General features: G+C 41.1%; 13 protein-coding genes. 4 read left to right on the plus strand and 9 right to left on the minus strand.

Features of this window, described 5'->3' with window-relative positions; genetic code table 11:
* From ACEW8O_RS07995 to ACEW8O_RS08015, 5 genes are all read right to left on the minus strand, one after another.
* Nucleotides 1–1578, minus strand: a 1578-nt coding sequence (locus ACEW8O_RS07995; protein WP_373494094.1) for an efflux RND transporter permease subunit, incomplete at its 3' end; no start/stop codon positions are given.
* Nucleotides 1579–2197: 619 nt separating this feature from the next.
* Nucleotides 2198–5263, minus strand: a complete 3066-nt coding sequence (locus ACEW8O_RS08000; protein ID WP_373494095.1) for an efflux RND transporter permease subunit — start codon at nt 5261–5263, stop codon at nt 2198–2200.
* 5 nt (nt 5264–5268) lie between these two features.
* Nucleotides 5269–6342: an efflux RND transporter periplasmic adaptor subunit gene (locus ACEW8O_RS08005; RefSeq protein WP_373494096.1), complete on the minus strand. Its 1074-nt coding sequence runs from the start codon at nt 6340–6342 to the stop codon at nt 5269–5271.
* Nucleotides 6343–6909: 567 nt separating this feature from the next.
* Complete coding sequence (locus tag ACEW8O_RS08010; protein WP_373494097.1) at nt 6910–8037, minus strand: 6-bladed beta-propeller; 1128 nt, start codon at nt 8035–8037, stop codon at nt 6910–6912.
* Nucleotides 8038–8154: 117 nt separating this feature from the next.
* Nucleotides 8155–8367, minus strand: coding sequence for a hypothetical protein (locus ACEW8O_RS08015; RefSeq protein WP_373494098.1), 213 nt, complete (start codon nt 8365–8367; stop codon nt 8155–8157).
* Nucleotides 8368–8518: 151 nt separating this feature from the next.
* On the opposite strand from ACEW8O_RS08015, the gene ACEW8O_RS08020 reads away from it, so the two are divergent.
* The gene (locus ACEW8O_RS08020) at nt 8519–8761 is read left to right on the plus strand and encodes a DUF6364 family protein (RefSeq protein WP_373494099.1); all 243 of its coding nucleotides are present in this window, start codon (nt 8519–8521) and stop codon (nt 8759–8761) included.
* A gap of 9 nt (nt 8762–8770) precedes the next feature.
* Here ACEW8O_RS08020 and ACEW8O_RS08025 read toward each other — a convergent pair whose 3' ends face one another.
* Nucleotides 8771–9307 carry a septal ring lytic transglycosylase RlpA family protein gene (locus ACEW8O_RS08025; RefSeq protein WP_373494100.1) on the minus strand — a complete coding sequence of 179 codons (537 nt, stop codon included), beginning with the start codon at nt 9305–9307 and terminating at the stop codon, nt 8771–8773.
* 173 nt (nt 9308–9480) lie between these two features.
* Here ACEW8O_RS08025 and ACEW8O_RS08030 point away from each other — a divergent pair, with 173 nt between their 5' ends.
* The 3 genes from ACEW8O_RS08030 (at nt 9481) to ACEW8O_RS08040 (ending at nt 14537) form a co-directional block, all read left to right on the plus strand.
* Entirely contained in the window at nt 9481–10716 is a 1236-nt protein-coding gene (locus tag ACEW8O_RS08030) for an exonuclease SbcCD subunit D (RefSeq protein ID WP_373494106.1), read from the plus strand.
* Between the two features lie 70 nt (nt 10717–10786).
* Complete coding sequence (locus ACEW8O_RS08035; RefSeq protein ID WP_373494101.1) at nt 10787–13816, plus strand: AAA family ATPase; 3030 nt, start codon at nt 10787–10789, stop codon at nt 13814–13816.
* Between the two features lie 310 nt (nt 13817–14126).
* Nucleotides 14127–14537: a septal ring lytic transglycosylase RlpA family protein gene (locus ACEW8O_RS08040; RefSeq protein ID WP_373494102.1), complete on the plus strand. Its 411-nt coding sequence runs from the start codon at nt 14127–14129 to the stop codon at nt 14535–14537.
* 101 nt (nt 14538–14638) lie between these two features.
* On the opposite strand, the gene ACEW8O_RS08045 is transcribed toward ACEW8O_RS08040, so the two are convergent.
* The 3 genes from ACEW8O_RS08045 to ACEW8O_RS08055 all read right to left on the minus strand — a co-directional run bounded on the left by ACEW8O_RS08045 (nt 14639) and on the right by ACEW8O_RS08055 (nt 17642).
* Nucleotides 14639–15658 carry a phytanoyl-CoA dioxygenase family protein gene (locus ACEW8O_RS08045; protein ID WP_373494103.1) on the minus strand — a complete coding sequence of 340 codons (1020 nt, stop codon included), beginning with the start codon at nt 15656–15658 and terminating at the stop codon, nt 14639–14641.
* 314 nt (nt 15659–15972) lie between these two features.
* A complete protein-coding gene (locus ACEW8O_RS08050) occupies nt 15973–16491 on the minus strand; it encodes a DUF4411 family protein (protein WP_373494104.1) in 519 nt (172 codons plus the stop codon).
* 2 nt (nt 16492–16493) lie between these two features.
* A complete protein-coding gene (locus tag ACEW8O_RS08055) occupies nt 16494–17642 on the minus strand; it encodes a helix-turn-helix domain-containing protein (protein ID WP_373494105.1) in 1149 nt (382 codons plus the stop codon).
* Nucleotides 17643–17956 lie beyond the last annotated feature (314 nt).

Below are 17956 nucleotides of genomic sequence, written 5' to 3' on the forward strand. Positions count from 1 at the left end.
AAGAAAAAATACTGGAAGACCAAAAAGCAGGACAATAGCAGTTACAAAAGTCTTCCTGAACCTTGCCACAAAACCAATACTTCTCCTGTAAACCCCAAAAGCCTTAACCCTCTTTCTAAGCTGCTTCATGGTCAGTACCCTGCCTTTTTTGGCTTTATGTCCAAATAGAATCTCATACATGGCCGGAGTGAAAAGCAAAGCCACCAAAAGTGAAACCGCAAGCATCACCGCAACCACCACTGAAAATTCGGTCAGGTTTTTCCTGTCTTCTTCAGGTAAAAAGAAAACAATCATCAATGCTGCAATGGTGGTGAGCGATGCCGCCAACAAGGCCACAAAAACCTTTCTGTTCTTATGCTTGTGCAGATGGTCAATCATGATAATGGCATTGTCGACAATCAGCCCAAATGAAATCGTTAATCCGGCAAGCGAATACAAGTGGATATCCACCTTTATCAGGTAAAGAATAATCCCAGTAATACTCAGGTTGATCACAATTCCCAAAAACAAAATGCTGAGATAGCGTAGGTTTCTGTTGATCAGGAATATGAAAATGATCAAAATCAAAACGGAAAGCCCTGAGCGCTTATAAATCTTGTTCAGTTCCTTTTCCAAAAATTCTGTATCATCATTTTCCATCCTGACCTCAAATCCCGCCGGCAGCAAAGGTTTTGTGGCTTCAATGGCGGCTTTGATGTTTTTGGCCAAAAGGACTTTGTTGACCCCGTCCCGGTTGATGATGGATAAGGTGACGGAATTGTTGCCGTTGATACGGTAATAGGAAGAAGGTTCTGCCTCTTCCAAGGTCAACCTTGCCAGATCTTTCAGGAAAATCTCCTTCCCTTCCCGGTTGGTGACCAACAGGTTTTCAAGTTGGCTGAGGCTGTTGAGCGAGCGGTCAACCTGGATAAAAAGGGTTTCTCCCCGGTTGTTGACCAAAGAACCGGGATAAGTCCTGCCAAAGGCATTTCTGATGACGGCTTCCACATCGGACTTGGACAGCCTGAAAGCCTGTAGCCTTTTGATATCATAGGTGACGTACAATTGCAGGTCATTTGCTCCCCTAATGGTGATTTCTTCTATTTCCTCAAAGCGGTTCAATGAGGTCTTCAGCACATCCTCAGCTATTTTCTTTATTTCAAAAGAAGCAAAAGGTCCATTGACAGAATAGGTCAGAATCGGGGTTTTCAGGTCATTTCTTCTATCTTCCGATTGGGTAACCAAGGGGTAGGATACCTTCCTGTCCATAGAGGGATAAACCTGCCGGATGATGGATGCCACCTCAAATTTTTTGAACTCCATATCCGTCTCCTTGTCAAATCGAAGGGTAATCGAACCCCTGTCATAATTCGACAATGAATTGATTTTCTTCAGATCCGCCAATTGTGACAGGGCACCTTCCAAAGGAGAAGTGGCTAGTTTTTCCACCAATTCAGGACTTGACTGCGGCACCGCATAACTCACCGTCAACACAGGTTCCCGCTCCCTAGGATTCAGATCCACAGAAAGCCTCGGCACCAACGCAAACCCGATGATGCTAAGAACGATGAACGATATGATGATGCGGAAGGGAGTCAATTTTTAGATTTGAGATGTGAGACGTGAGATGTGAGATGTGAGACTTTAGACTTTAGAAACAAGAGACAAGACTTCTCTTTGGATTTAAGGCTTTCTTGTTCAAATTCACAGCATTTTTTGTTATTATATTTTTTAACACTTTTTTCATTTGGTTTAGCGAGGTTTTCGATTGATTTTATGATTATACCGGTACGATTGAATCAATTTAACATCGAAGAGAAACGAAAGACTTCACCTTGTCATCTCGATCCCGATAGCTATCGTGGAGAGAGATCTAATAAGCTAAGATTGGAAAACAGACTTCCTCTGTGCACCAATTTTGAAGGATGGTTTTTGAATCGATTGATTTAATTTTTATGTTCAACGTGCTTCAATTTACTTCTACTTGTCACCTCGAAGGCAGGAAAGGTCTAATAACCTGAGGTGGAGAAACAGACTTCTCCTGCCGTCGAAGTGACAAGGATAGGCCTTCTTTTATCTTGACCATTTTTCTTATTTCTGACTACCACTCATTCTCCTTCAACTTCCCTTCCTACCTCTTTCCCCAATCTTGGTTCTTGTTTCTTGACTCTTGGTTCTCAAATCTCACATCTCACGTCTTTTGTCTCAAATCTCGCTTCTAATATCTAACCTCTCGTCTCTCGCTTCTCGCATCTAATCTCTCGCCTCTCCCCACAAACCAATAAGCCAAAGGCACAAAATACAACGCCGTAAACGTACCAATCGTCAAACCTCCGATCACTGAAAAGACCAAAGGTCGCTGCAAATCGGCTCCGAGACCTGAACTGAAGACGACCGGTAGCAGGGCTAAGATGGTAGTGACGGAGGTCATCAGGATGGGCTTCAGCCTGATTTCTCCGGCTTCATAGAGGGCTCTTTCCAAGGCTTCCCCACTTCCTATTGATTGACTGTATTTTATTCTTAACCTGTTGATGGTATCGATTTTCAGAATGGCATCATTGACCATGATGCCCAACATGACCACAAGACCGATGGCTGACATGACATTGAGGGAGGTTCCTGTAAGCAATAGCACGATAAATGCTCCTGCTATTCCCAATGGAAGGGTGAAAATCACGATCAGGGGCTGAACAAAACTCTCAAATTGCGCTGACAGGATAAAATAGAGTAACAATACCGCCACCAATAATATCCCTATCAATTCCTGAATGGTCTCTTTGTCCTTGAAATATTGCCCAAAGAAAGATACTCCCAAGTTTCGGTCAGCTGCCCATCTAGAAACCACGGAATTGGACGAACTTGGATTATCCGATTCCAACAGCACGGATTGGTAGATCCCCCCTTTGTCAGCTGTGACAAATTTATAGTGGTTTTCGTAATCAAAACGGATAAAATTGCTCAGCGCATATTCATTGCCGTCTTTTCCTGCCAGATAATTGCTTCTCAAAATCTCTTCAAAATTGGCCCTGTTTGATTTGAGCCTGATGGGGGTAATCTCCCCGAACCGCTTGATATCCGTGATGGAATACATCCCAAAAAGTCTCTTGACCTGTTCCTGAAGATCGGTGGCACTGATGCCATAAAGAGCAAGTTTGCTCCCATCCAACCGGAATATAACGGAAGCTTCCTTTTGCAGACCCGGTCCTCTGGAAAATTCTTCCACTGGAAATTCTTCCAACCAGACATCCATCCTGCCTTCCTCAATAGGCTTTTTGGTTCCCAGATCCTTCCACCTGACTTCATAATAAGGTATGTTGGAAGCAAAGAGTTGGTCAAAGGCATTGGGGGCATCGGTGACTTCAATCTGTGCATTGGTGAAATTATTGATGACCAAAGACCTGAGTTTTTGCATTTGAGCGGTCTTCTCTTCCTGGGTATCGAAAAGAAAATACAGACTCGCCTCCTGCAAAGAACTCTCCCCGTCAAAAAGCAGAAACTGTCTTACCCCTAAATCACTTTCGGATTTAAGATATGCTCCTTCCAGGGAATTCAACAAGGACATGACCCTATCTTTATTTTGCTCCACTCCTATGGGTTCGTTCCAGTCAATAGACACCACTGCATCAAACTTCTCAATCGGAGGAAGTCCACTTGTATCCAACAAATAAGCCAGTCCAAGACCAATAGGAATCAACAATAGGAATATCCCAAAACTGAGTTTCCTGTGACTGAATATCTTTTTATACAATGATTTATATCCTCGTAGAATCCCAAGAAAAACCCTGCTGTCTTCATCGGTGACAGCTTTTTCTGCTTTTCTCCTAAAGAAAAACTGGTAGAGCATGGGGAGAAAAATAAATGCCACCATCAGTGAAACGCCCAATATCGCAGCAACTGAAACCGCCTGATCAAAAAACAACGCTCCGGAAATCCCACTGAGAAACACCAAGGGGATAAATACCGCCAATGTGGTCAACACAGAGCTGATCAAAGCTGACATGACTTCATTCACTCCTTCCACACAGGCCTCAAAAAGTGGCAGACCATCTTTTCTTTTTCTGGTGATATTATCCAATACAATGATGGAATTGTCAATCAACATTCCCAGACCCAAAGCAAGCCCTGACAGGGAAATGACATTGATGGAAATATCAAAAAAGTAAAAAACCAAAAAGCTGATCAATAAAGAAGTCGGCAAGGATATTCCGATAATCACGGGAGTACGGTAATTGCCCATAAAGACAAATAGCACCCCAAAAGCAAACAATCCGCCAAACAACAAACTCGTCTGCAAGTTGCTTATACCTGCATTGAGCAGTACCGATTGGTCCTGGGTAAGTTCAAAATCCACCTGTGGATAATCTTCCCTGAAAATGTCAATCGCTTCATAAAGCTTGGGAAGCAACTCGTTCATTTTGGCTGAGGCTTGTTTGTGGACAGTGATGACGAGGCCTTCCGTTTCACCAAAAAGATGGTAACCCAACACATCATTGATCTCATATTGGACATCAGCAACCCTTCCCAGATCGATGGTCACACCCTCTTCGGAGGTAACCGGCAATTTCATAATGTCTGAAGGAGAATCGACCCGGGTGGCCAGTCTGAGGTAATACCGGAACTGACCATCCTCCACACTGATTCCCGGAAGCTCCTCATTGCCAAATTTGATGGCATTGATGACATTTTCCTCAGACATACCAAAAGCCCTGAGTGCTGATTTGTTGGGACTAACGGTAATGATCCTGTCTTTTTTGCCATTGATATCGACCAGTGAGACACCTTCCAATTGCTCCAGCCTTTTTTTGAGCACATTCTCAGTCAGGAGACTGATTTCGGTAAAATCAAAACCAGGTTTTGGTACGACCTGCACCCGTACGACGGGGATATCATTGGTATTGATGCGGATGACCTGTGGACGGCTGAGATCGGAGGGCAAGGAATTGGTCATCCGGTCAATCTTTTCATTGACATCGATATAGGCCAGTTCCATTTTGGTGCCAAAATCAAAAGTCAGGCGGATGGTCCCCACTTCAGACCCTGACTTGCTTTCCATGTCCTCCAGTCCGTTCAGGGTCATCAGACCTTCCCTGATGGGAGAAAGAACATTTTGTTCTATGGCTTCCGGTGAAGCATTGGGATAACTGACCTTGACCACTATCTGTGGGACATCTATGGGGGGCAGCAGGGAAATGGGCAATGTTCTGAACACAATGACAGAAAAAACCATCAGTGCCAAAAAAGTCATTAAAACAGCTATGGGTCTTGCCAATAAAAACCTTACCATCCCACTTAGTCTTTTAAGATTTGTACAGGTGCCTGATGGGCCAATTGCAGGTTATTGGAGGTGATTACTGTCATGCCCGGTTCTATACCGCTCAGGATTTCCACTTCCTTCCCGTTGTCCTTTCCTACCTCTACATAATTCCATTTGGATTCGTCTTTTTCAATCGTAAAGACCACAGGCCTTTGAGAGCGGTACACCAATGCTTCTTTTGGCACGACAATACTATTGTTCTGAGGGGCCCGGATAATAGCCCGGGCGTTCATTCCTGGCAACAATCCTTTGGACTGTGCGATCAGGATCCCTACCTGAACAAGTCCATTTTCATCTACTTTGGGATTGATGCTTTTGACTGTTCCGGTGATGCCTTCCGCAGCTCCTCCAACGGGGAAGATCTCCGCTTTTTGTCCCAAAGAAATCAGGTTGATGTCCGATTCCAGGACTTTGACTTTGAGTTCCAGTTGGTTGGTGTTGATGATTTCAAAAAGCTCGTCTCCTGCATTGACCATGCTGCCCCTTTTGGTTTTCAAGTCGGCTATACGGCCGGAGGTGGGAGCTTTGATGATGGTTTTTTCCAGGTCAAGTTCTGCTTCTTTCAGATCAATCTCAGCTGCATATTGACCGCTTTTGACCATGAGGTATTGTTCTATTTCCAGCTTGCGCAGGTCAGTGGTGTCATTGAGAATGGTCGGAAAATTAAATGCCTCGGACTGATAGGTCACTGCGGCACTTTTTACGGCAATCCTTGCTTTTTCCAGTTTGATCTGACTTTCGGTCTGATCCATCCGGGCAAGGAATTTTCCTTTTTCCACATAATCCCCTTCTTTGACTGAGAGTTCATCCAAGTAGCCGGATCTCTCTGCCACCACCATAATCTGATCCACGGCCTCAATCTTTCCCGATGCATTGATCAGGTAATCAAAGGTCTTTCGATCTGCCATTGCGGTACGGACGGGTGTGGCCGCCACCTCACCCCTGAAAGATTCGAGTGGCTGGTCCTGACTGGCTGATTTTTCTTCCTTGCAGGACATGTAAATCGGAAGGAGAAAAATAAAAATTACCAATAGCCTGATATGTTGCATAAGGTTGTAAGGTATAATGTATTTTCAAAAAAACTAAATAATTAATAAAAGTCAAAAATAAATTTGTTAAAAGATTTGAAGGAAATCTATTGAATACCTAAAATTCACTATTCAACTTCTTTATTACCCTCCAATAGAATTTCATACTATGGATTGACTCACCTGAAATAATAACTGATGCACAGACAAAATCTGTGCATCAGCTAAATAATGAATCACAATTTATTAAATAAGGAACTAATCCTAAACTAGTATTTTGTACTATTGGTGATTCCCTTCATCACAGCTATGAGGATTGCAGCCAGCTCCCCAACCTGTACAATCAGTATAATAACGTTGACCCCCAAAGCACAATCTTGCTTCGGGCATTTTTAGAAAATTACTCGCATTTGCATGATTGGTTGTTTCAAAACTAAAAAAACCTGTAACTAATAATAAAATTAGAGTTGCTGTAATCAAAATAAACCTCTTCATAAAATTTGATTTAGATGTTAGTTGTAAATTTATTTTTCAGAAATAAGATTAAAATGCATTGTTAAAATAATGATGTATAAATGAATTTTAGAATTAATTCAAACTCATTTTCACTAGTACAGGTGTATCCATATCCGGTTTTGATTTTTGAATTTGAGCAATGGCATTTTTGTGTTTCTCCAGAATTGGTTCTTCTGACAACTCCATTAGATGGAACATGGATATAATAAAGTAAATGGAATCCCCCTCAAAAGCCATGGGCCCAGACATCAATCCAGATAATTTACACTCTTTTGTTAAAAAGGTCTGTTTGGTTTCTTTATCAAATACCCCAATTCTAAAATCAACAACTTTCTGGGAAGAAGGACGTTTTCTTTGATTCCACCCAAAAAAAAGATGGCCCTCCGATTCTTCAAAAAAACGTGTCGGAAAGGATATTTTCCCCGACGCGACTTCCTGAAAGTATTCATTTAATTGGTGCTTTTTTTCCCGGGGCCACATGGGATCCCTACTTTCGAATTGGTACTTTGGATATGCTTCATCACCTTTGATCTCAAAAATCACACTGTTGGCAGGCTCTTGATACAAAAATCCTCCAGAATGACTCCTAGTGATATGGCCTGAGATATTTTTCAGGCCAATCGGAAAAACCCCTTGTGGGAATGGAAACATTGTTTGTATTCTTTTGCCGGAATTATCGATCAACTCAAAATTTGAATAATCTTCATTGAAATAGGTGATTGACATCCCTATATTCCGATCCTGATTGATTGACAACATATCCGATTGGTTTTTCAATCTGATTTTCCTTTTGAAATTTCCGTCCAAATCAAAGAAGGAAATTGACCTCTCCTCTATGCTCAGCAAAATCAATTCTTTCTCTTTCCTGTCAAGCGTAAAATCTGCTATGTCAGGAGATTCCTCAGGGCCATTTCCAAACTCCCCGATTTTTGCCATTGGCTTCCCGTCCCCAGAAAACCTCAACAGAGTTCCAAAAACCTTATCTAATAAAAAGAAATTATCCTCAAAAACTTGAAGCCGGTATATATCAACAAGAAAATTTTCTTTGTCAATTTCCAGTGGAACAATCTGATTGATTTCAAAAAGATTTTCCACGTTTATTTCTTTTTCAACAAATATTGTAAACTCGGGATCCTGATCGAAACCTTCAATCGCCTTGTTATCTACTTGTTTGGAATTGCAGCTATAAGACAACATCATGAGACCCAAACATATTTTCCTTAAGGAAAAAGACGCATTAATATCAAACACTCCTTCTTTGATTTTTAACGTGAAAATTTAAAATAATAAGAAGAATATTATAAAGATTATAATTTTTCAATTAATTATTATTTTACATTGTACAGTTATGCATCCCATTCCAGCTGCACTACAATCAGTCGCATACATTAATGATTGTGGACAATATCTTGGTTCAGGCATTTGCCAATTACTAGTTTGGGCATTGACTCCATTGTCTAAATTGGAAAGTGAAAGCATAGTTGTTACGAAAAAACAAATCATTGCAAAAATTTTAAGGATATTTTTCATAGGTTTTTTAAGTTAAATTTACTTACGACTTTTGATAAGAGTGAATTTCTAATTATTAGGCTAATATAACCCCCCCCCCCCATTATTAAAAAGCAAGTTTTCACTAAAGATTTTTTACATTTTCTTACAACTGAAAATAAAAACATGTGGCATGACTAAAAAATTGATACTTACTTTAGATGAGTCCACAATTAAAAAGGTTAAAATATATGCACAGAAAACTCACAGGAGTTTATCAAGCATTGTTGAGAACTACCTTAATACATTGGTATTAGATGAGAATGATATTAAAAAAGAAGAAATTATCTTAAGAAATTCAGACAAAATCCAACTCCCGGAAAATTTTTATGATAATAAAGAACTCAGGGAATATTTAGAAAAAAAGCATTTTTAATGGGAAAAATCACTTCAAAGCAATCAAACCCTTCTCCAAATTGATATCCAAAAACAATTCATAAAAGTCAGGTCTTTCAATCACTATCGGATTTTCATAGACCCTCAATCTGATATCCTCGGGTTTTTCATCCTGATAATGCTCCATTAAAGAAGCTACCGAATCCTCATCGGGAACTTCCAATTTTACCTTGACGATACCATCCTGAACCATTTTCAGTTCCTCGGCGGCACCTTTGGACAAATCTATTATTCTTCTTGATGTTTGTGGGAGTCTGTCATTGATTCTGACCCAAACTTCTCTGCCGTTTTTCAGGTTGGTCACTTTCAGCATGGTCCCGAATGGGAGATTTTTATGGGCAGCAGTCATTTCGGTCATATCAAAAATCTCTCCGTTGGCTGTTTTACGGAGATGGAATTTTGTTCCATAATAACTGGCAACGCCCTCCTGGATTTTTAAGGACTCCACTGAAGATGGTCTTTCATCTCCGGCCGAAACCATTAATGGACTGATGATCAAGAAGAAAAGTAATGTAAAGTATTTCATATTCATTTTCGCCTTTTTGCAAATAATGTGCCAATTGTTGTTTTTAGCACTTTGCGCATTTGGAACGCAATGACTAAGCTTTTAACTTTAATCAAAATTAAAAACCTGTGCATGTCATCAAAAACAAGTACAGGTCTTTTACAAAGCTAACCTCCTACACGGAAAAAACAAATATGGTCAAAATCCTCCACACCGCAGACTGGCATTTGGGAAAAAGATTACAGGAATATTCCAGGCTCGAAGAACAAAAGGAAGTACTCAAAGAAATCATTCAGATCGCAGAATCTGAACAAGTGGATTTGGTCCTGCTGGCAGGAGATATTTTTGACAGCTTCAATCCCAGTCACGAAGCAGTGGAACTGCTCTACAAAACCCTCAAAAGGCTTTCCAACAATTGTCAAAGACCCATCATCGCCATTTCCGGCAATCATGACAGCACACAGTTTGTAGAAGCCCCTGATCCATTGGCCCGGGAAATGGGCATCTTTTTTTACAGCCGATATGATACCGTGATCCCAACAGGGAAATTTGAAAACGGGATAGAAATCTTACAATCCGAATCCGGATTTGTGGAAATGAAACTACCGAAACATGAATCTCCCATCAGAATCATCCTGGCTCCCTACGCCAATGAAGTGCTACTTAGAACCTACTTGGGAGAAGTGGACCGGGAACAGGAATTCAGGGATCTGTTGGCCGGAAAATGGGAAACTTTGGCAGACAAGTATTGCGATGAAGAAGGGATCAACTTATTTATAGGCCATTTCTTTTTTGTCAAAGAAGGGCAAACACCGGAAGCTGAACCCGAATCCGAGCGTCCTATTCTCCATGTTGGCGGCACGCAGGCACTCTACACCCATCATATCCCCAAACGGATCCAATATGCCGCTTTGGGTCATTTGCACCGGTACCATGCTGTTGGCAAGGAACCATTTCCGATTGTATATTCCTCCTCTCCCCTGGCCTATTCCTTCAGCGAAGCCGATCAGCAAAAGCAGGTGGTCATCATAGAGGCCAAACCCGGAGAAAAGGTAAATCACCGTGCTGTCGGTCTGGAAAAGGGAAGGCCGCTATGTAGAAAGACTTTTGACAACCTCCCCGACTCGCTTCAATGGTTGGAGGAAAGCCCATACTGTTTTGTCGAAATCACTTTTATCACGGAACATTCCATAGATGCTGCCACCAGAAAAGCCATCATGAAAGCCCATGACGGCATTGTCAACCTGATTCCACAGATCAAAAATCCGCAAGGTCAGGAAAGCTTGAGCCTGAAAGCTGAAGACCTTGAAAAAGATATGGTCAGTCTTTTCAGGATGTATTTCAAAAGTGAACGCGGGCAGGAACCCAATGACGAATTGCTCGGCATTTTTAAAGAAGTTATCAGCCAGGGAGAAAAGCCTGATGGGTAAAGACCTGCCAGGTTTTTAAAACCTGGCAGGTCTGGTCTTATCAAGCCCCAAACTTTTAAATAGAAAAACAATGATTCCAATCAGATTAGAAATTCAAGGATTATATTCATACAAAGAAAAACAGGTCATAGAATTTGACCAGTTGACCGCAGCGGGGCTGTTCGGGATATTTGGGGCAGTGGGCAGTGGAAAGTCTTCTATCCTGGAAGCCATTTTATTGGCCCTGTATGGCAGCACTGAAAGGCTTTCGGACCGTGGAGAAAAAAACAGCATGGTCAACCTCCAAAGCGAAGCACTCTTGATCACATTCGAATTCCGGGCCGGAAAAAACAATGTCAATACCTATTTAGCCCGATATGCTGCCAAAAGGAATCCCAAAAACTTTGAGGATGTCAAACCTGCCGAGCACACTTTTTACCTAAAAACAGGGGATCACTTGGAGCCATTGACACAAAGGGCGGAAGACCTTGTGGGCATGAAAAAGGAACATTTCAAACAGACCGTCATCATCCCACAGGGCAAATTCAGGGAGTTTATCGACCTGACTCCCGGCCCAAGGGCAGAGATGATGAAGGAACTGTTCGGTTTGGAGCGGTTTGATTTGGCTTTCAAGACTGGGACTTTGCTCAGAAACCTCAAGGATGAAAAGATACGCTTAGAAACACAATTGGGAGCTTTGGAAGAAATAACTCCTGAATTATTGGCTGAAAAAACAGACTTGATCAGGGAAATTGCCCTCCAAGCGGAAAAAGGTGATAGAATTTTCAGGCAAACTGAACAGACATTCAAAAAGCAGGAGGAAGTCCAAAGCAAGCATTTACAATTACAGGGTTTTTTGAAAGAATGGGAGATATTGAATAACAAAAGGCCTGAAATAGAAAACAAGAAAGCCATTTGGAAAGACTTCCTAAAAGCAAAAACTTATCTAAAGCCGGTTTGGGAACAGATCACTGAGAAAAATGCTGAATTGGAGAAATACCGTGTCAGTGTCACAGACTGCAAGCGGTTCAAAGACAATTATGAACAAGAAATTGAACAGCTAGTAAAGGAAGAGCTTGATCTGAAAGAAAAAGCAGAAAAAAAATCAGAAAGGGAAACCAAGATCCGTGACCTGAAAAAGGTAATTGAAATCAAGAATCTAAACGCAGAATTTGAGGCAGCCAAAACAATAACAGCAACCTTAAAACCTGATCTGGAATCGAAAAAGGAGGCATTGTCAGCAATTAAAGAGCAGATAAAAAGGCTGGAAGATGAATCTGAAAGCATCATTACTCCTGACAGCAATACCCTGTCCGAACTGAAAGGATTAGCCAAGGATTGGGATAATTGGGAAAGCCAAATCAAAGAAAGACAAAAAGAAGCCAACGAAATAATGGGCTCCACAGAAAGCATAACGGCACAAATAGAAACCCTGAAAGAAAAACTACCGGAACCAAACCATTCATTTGAGGAATGGATCAGTTCCCAAAAACTAACCATCCAAAAACTCGACTCCGGGAAAGAAAAATTGATCCAACAATCCGGTTTGGCCGCACATGTCCACCTCCTGATTGCAGGAGAAGCATGTCCACTTTGCGGAGCAACGGATCACCCTCACCCCTTAACAGAAACTGAAAACAACGCACTGGAATCGAAGAACAAGGAAATTGAATCGGCAAAAAACATGTTGGAGCAGATCATAATCTGGAAACAAACCCTTTCCGAGCAACAGATCAGACTGGATAACCAACTCAGCAATAAGGCCAAAACAGAAACAGAAATAAATTCCCTCTCTGAACAGATTAAGCAACTAAAGAAGGGTTTGCTTTCCCATCAAGTGGATACCAAAGAGACATTAAGTACACTGATCCAAAATTCCGACAAGGCAATCCAAAGAAGAGAAAAACTGCTACAACAGATCAAGGAATTGAGGAAGAACTTGGAAGAAAACCAAATTGAATATGAAAAAGAAGAAAAACAAATCCGGGAGGCGGAACAAACTTTATTGGGACTGAGCAGTAAAATTTCAGCCAAAAAAGAAGAGATCAAAGACCCCATTTTCTGTAAGCCATTTTTCGAAAAAGACAAGGCTGCTATCGAACAGACCATTCAAAAAGTCCAACAGGACATAGAGGAAACAGCTTTCAAACTTTCCGGTAAACAAAAGGTACTTTTGGAAACAAGAACCAAACAGGCCACCAACCTGGCCAACCTGAAAAACTTTGAGAACCAGGCACAAAGTACCTCCACCAAAATAACTGAACTGCAAAAGGAATTCGAATCCCTTAAAGTCACTTATGGGTTTGAAGATGAGGAAAAATTGATAGCCCTTTTCTATCATTCTTTGGACGCGGACAAAGTAGATGCAGAAATCAGGCAGTTTGAAGACAGGAGCCTTTTGGTCAAAAACAAAGTGGAAGAACTGCAGGCCCAACCCGGAGTCAACAGTTTCGATCAGGAAGCATTCACCCAATTGCAAAATAGGCTTCAGGTAGAAAAGTCCGCTTTGGAAGCTATCAAAAAATCCTTCACCCTGCTTGATCAGGAGCTTATTTCCATCAAAGGGAAGCTGGAAGAAAAACAAAAACTCCAAGTGACTTTTGGTGAACTGGAAAAGCGGGAAACCAACCTCAGGGAATTGGAAAGGCTTTTCAAAGGCAGCGGCTTTGTAAAATACGTCAGTTCAATTTATCTCAAAGAACTCTGTGCCACGGCCAACCTCCGCTTTTTGAAACTCACCAAAAACAGTCTCAGTTTGGAGATTGACGACAACAATACCTTTTGGGTTGTAGATTACCTGAACGGCGGCAAAAAACGCCTGCTCAAAACCCTATCCGGTGGACAGACTTTTCAGGCTTCCTTATGTCTGGCCCTTGCCTTGGCCGAAAAAGTCAAATCCCTCAATCAGGCCGATCAGTCATTCTTCTTTCTGGATGAAGGCTTTGGCGCCTTGGACAGAAATTCCCTCCGAGTCGTCTTCGAAACCCTCAAATCCCTCCGCCACGAAAACCGCATCGTAGGCATCATCTCCCACGTCGAAGAACTCCAACAGGAAATAGAAGTCTACGCCAAAGTAGAACTTGATCCGGAGAGAGGGAGTCAGGTGGGGTATTCTTTTTAAGACATGAGACGTGAGATTTAAGATATGAGATGAGTAGGAAATAGGGGGAAAGGGAGTGTAATTAAGGAGTAAGTTTGTCCGATGACCAAATACGGGTATGCGACAGGAATGGTTCAAGTCTTCAGACTTGGACCACCACATTGCAGTCTTCAGACTGCCCAATGAAGGCATTTAGAGTACCGAAAGAACGGCATGACAGAAAATATAATCGAGATCAATGGTATAAAGAGAGATGTCTATTTTACCTTTAGGGTTAATGGAAATCCATAACTAAGATGATTTTGTTACGTTTTTTCATTATATTAAAATCATGAAACTATCGAAATCCGTCTTTTACACAGTTTTTTCAATTTTCACTTTGTTTTTTCTTGTTGTAGGCTGTAGTCATAAAGAAATCGAAATGGAAGAAGTCGAAGGAAAAGCCAGCTACTATGCACGCAGGTTTGATGGTAAAAAAACAGCGAGTGGAGAGGTTTTTGAAAACCAAGAACTTACAGCAGCCCACCGTTCCTTGCCATTTGATACCGAAGTAGAAGTTGTCAATCCTGTAAATGGGAAATCTGTTTCTGTCCGAATTAATGACAGAGGTCCTTATCGTCGAGGTAGAATCATTGATTTATCCCGGGCAGCGGCACACGAACTAGGCATGTTAGACTCAGGTATTATTGATGTGATTATCCGCTATCCCAAAGTGGTAAAAGAAGAAGATGAGGACAATTAAATTCGTCGACAGTAATCAGCCTATAGTGGGCTGTCACGCCATGGTTTTACTTGACACTTTTTGATAAAGTACTTCGAGGTATTAAAAACCTCAAAGGTCATTCAACCCTCTACCTTCATCCTTTCTCCCTCATCCTTCAAATCCCACTTCTCCAATCCCAACAGTTTCTTACCGAGGTCAGAAAGTTCAGCTACGCGATATTTGTTCTGTTCCCAATTTCTTGGATCTCCGGGGAAGGCATAACCTGACGGAGCAATTCTGTTTTTCCAGGAATTGATACGCCATTGTTTGAGTGCTTCATTTTCTTCTTCTGCAGGCATCATGGATATGTATTGGGCAATACGGACTTTATCGGAATTATTGACCCTGATACCGTGGGGTTGTGTGCTGTTGAAGATCAATAAATCACCAGCTTCCAGTTTCACTTTGACGATCTGATCTTTGAATTCTGAAATATCCGGTTGAAACCGGTTTCTGTCTTCAGGTTGGGTCTGCTTCCACATATCATAATTCCTGTACAACTCAGGGATACATTGAAAACCCCCCATATTTTCATCTGTCTGATCAGCCAAAGCCAAAACACCCTGAACATTCTGTGGTTTTGTTTCAGGGTCATAATCCCAATGGATAAATGCTTTGTAGGTATGACCTGGCCTGATAGGAAAATTCAGGTTCGCCCTGTCGATGGTTACCCACAGTTTTTCAGTCCCCCAGATATCCACAAATGCATCATAAACTTTGGGCACTTGCCTGTTGTTCCATAATTCCTGATGGTTATAGACCTCAACCATTCCGGTCCCCACCAATTCTTTCATCTCCATTTCCTGATTGGGCCTGACATACCAGGTATTTGGATCGTTGGGGTTTTTTTCTTCAAATTCCCATAAGAATGCTGTAGTTCTTTCAACCTGTTCTTTTGGCACGGCATTTTTGATGACGATATAGCCATTATGGATCCAAAACTGCCAATCCTCCTCCGACAAAACTCTCAGAGGCTTTCCATTGGAGCGGTCATTCAATCTGATTTTACTGCTTGTTGCAGTGGATGGGTTTCCAGGGATTTCCTTATGGTTTTTATTGGGGCTATCCCTGTCTGTTGGGTTGCTTGTCTTAGTTTCCATCTTTTCCAAAGTTGTCTAAGTGGTTGTATGACAATATAATCATAATTTAAAAACACTCAAACCTGAAAATAAACCTTGTCCTCCTCTTACGGTTCTGCGCTTGGCGTTCGTGTGGGATTTCGGAGGACAAAAATGTTAAAAAACTTTAATTGGAAAACTGAATTTGAATTTAATCACTTCACCAGTCCGTTTTTCTATCGGTTCTGTCGAGCGTTGTGAAAGACACACTCTTTGCCAAGCTTGGGTTTGAGCGTTCGATTATGCGGCTTGACAATGTTTGTGACTGTGGGGGACTGGCATATTTCAAACACTTTTTATTTTTTCCTTTCCATTTTTAATCCCCTTTCAATTAGAAAGTCATTTATGTCAATACAACGAACTCCGTTTCTTTTTGAAACCGCTGGAATCTTATTGTTCTTTGTTTTGCTTTCACTTGCAATCAGCGTGCAATTATGCACCTTGCAATAACCAATTAAATATGGGTCTGCTTCTTCTTTCCCTTCTGCTTGTTTTCGTGCATTTAAGAAGCCTGTATTGTACTCAGCATTTATAATCGGTATAGCTTCGTTGAAACTTGCTGCATCCGTATCAACCACTAAATGCTTTTTCCACTTTTTAACCCACTTTTTTAAAAAATCCTCTTTGCCTTCATAGTCGTTTATTTCTTGTTCTACAAAGTCAATTGTTTTGAAACATCCTTGCTTTATTAAGTCCTCAATTTCTTCCCAAATAGCAGCGAATACAGGATTATCCTTCTTAAATGTTGACTCAAGCATGATAAGTCCGCTGGTATCAATTACATAAACCGTATTTCCTTCGCTGAATAAATCCATCCTTAAGCGTTAAGAAGATGTCTAGTTTTCGGAATGTAAGACAACCTAACGCCTAAAAAATCAGACAAGTCCTTTAAGTTTATTCGGTTTTGGTCATAGGCTTTAAAAGCCAAGCCGATATATGTTCTTCCTTTTTCCTGAACCGTTTCTTTGGCTAAATTTCTGCCTTCAGGATTCTTAGCTCTACCAAATTGAGGCTTATTCCATTCTTCGTGTTTTTCCTTGTAAAATACTTTGGTTGTTAGACCTTTTTCGAGAAGACTTCTTAAAATGGCAAGTGGCCCGACATGAAAATGATTGGCCAAATCAACCAAATCCTTTTTAGCCCAAATTTTCTGCCCTTGTTTTTGGTAATCATTTAAGATCTGCATTTGCAGAAGTTCAGATGTTGGTATCAAAACTTCAGCGGCAAACGAATTGCACCACTTTTCTAATTCCCATATCGGATTTAAGGACAAGTCACTTATCGCACCTTCGTTTAATAGGATGTGTCCTAATTCATGAAACAACGTAAAAATTTTTGAATGGGGGGGTTCCCCTCCTCTTTTAATTCCAATGATGGGAATGATGTCGTCAACAATGGCAAAGCCTCTAACATTATCTTGTGTAAGACTTAGCTGAAATACCGCCACTCCCAAAGATTCAATTCTTTCAATGTAAGCATCTAGTGCAATTCTGATGTTATCAATTTCCCTGATTTCATTCAAATCAAGTAATTGGCGGATTTTTTCCGCAATTTCTTGCGGATTGTCCTGTATGGAAGCAGATAAATTGAATTTTGGAAAAGGAATGCCCATTTCTTCACGTAATTCAACAAAGGATTGAGCCAATGCTCTTGCTTTACGAACCGACATAATGGTTTTCTCATGGAAGTGTCCAAGTTCTTTTGAATCTATTGTTCGTCTGTCCTGTGGCAGTGGTTTCTCCTTTGGTGGATTATTTAATAGGAGTGTTGCTATGGTTCGTTTGTAGGTTTTTGAAAAAACCTTTAATTCCTCCAAAGTGGGCTGTTTTTCTCCCGATTCCAATTGAACCAAACGCCTTGGTGAAATACCCGTACTTTCAGAAGTCTGAGCACGATTCAGTGCAAGCGATTCCCTTGCCCAAACAAGGACTTCATGATTTACACTGATATAGATATTATCATTCATTTATCTAGTTATTAATTTTAACCCAAGATACAAATTTTTCAAAAGACTCCCGCTCCCCGTGATTTGCAATCGCGAGGACAGATGAAAGGAATTTATAATTCCAATTTACAGCCTGATCGAAACTAGGATTACAAATCCTGTTTATCTGTCGTTCGCCATTACAAATGGCGAACACTGGAGTTTGGTTATCTCCGAATATAAAAGAGTGGGGTTACTGCGTCAATCATAGGATTAATGGCGTTGGTGATCAGCCTTTGTTTTGCTACGAAGTCGGAGAAAGATTTTCCCATTTTTTCGAACACATAGCAACCCCT

It is taken from the genome of Aquiflexum sp. (assembly GCF_041749095.1).
Lineage (GTDB): Bacteria > Bacteroidota > Bacteroidia > Cytophagales > Cyclobacteriaceae > Aquiflexum.

Excerpts from the sequence above, each read along its gene's own strand:
- ACEW8O_RS08000 (WP_373494095.1), bottom strand. The coding sequence starts at position 5,263 with ATGGTAAGGTTTTTATTGGCAAGACCCATAGCTGTTTTAATGACTTTT.
- ACEW8O_RS08030 (WP_373494106.1), top strand. The coding sequence starts at position 9,481 with ATGGTCAAAATCCTCCACACCGCAGACTGGCATTTGGGAAAAAGATTA.
- ACEW8O_RS08055 (WP_373494105.1), bottom strand. The coding sequence starts at position 17,642 with ATGAATGATAATATCTATATCAGTGTAAATCATGAAGTCCTTGTTTGG.
- ACEW8O_RS08010 (WP_373494097.1), bottom strand. The coding sequence starts at position 8,037 with ATGATGTTGTCTTATAGCTGCAATTCCAAACAAGTAGATAACAAGGCG.
- ACEW8O_RS08005 (WP_373494096.1), bottom strand. The coding sequence starts at position 6,342 with ATGCAACATATCAGGCTATTGGTAATTTTTATTTTTCTCCTTCCGATT.
- ACEW8O_RS08045 (WP_373494103.1), bottom strand. The coding sequence starts at position 15,658 with ATGGAAACTAAGACAAGCAACCCAACAGACAGGGATAGCCCCAATAAA.
- ACEW8O_RS08050 (WP_373494104.1), bottom strand. The coding sequence starts at position 16,491 with ATGGATTTATTCAGCGAAGGAAATACGGTTTATGTAATTGATACCAGC.
- ACEW8O_RS08025 (WP_373494100.1), bottom strand. The coding sequence starts at position 9,307 with ATGAAATACTTTACATTACTTTTCTTCTTGATCATCAGTCCATTAATG.
- ACEW8O_RS08035 (WP_373494101.1), top strand. The coding sequence starts at position 10,787 with ATGATTCCAATCAGATTAGAAATTCAAGGATTATATTCATACAAAGAA.
- ACEW8O_RS08040 (WP_373494102.1), top strand. The coding sequence starts at position 14,127 with ATGAAACTATCGAAATCCGTCTTTTACACAGTTTTTTCAATTTTCACT.
- ACEW8O_RS08015 (WP_373494098.1), bottom strand. The coding sequence starts at position 8,367 with ATGAAAAATATCCTTAAAATTTTTGCAATGATTTGTTTTTTCGTAACA.
- ACEW8O_RS08020 (WP_373494099.1), top strand. The coding sequence starts at position 8,519 with ATGACTAAAAAATTGATACTTACTTTAGATGAGTCCACAATTAAAAAG.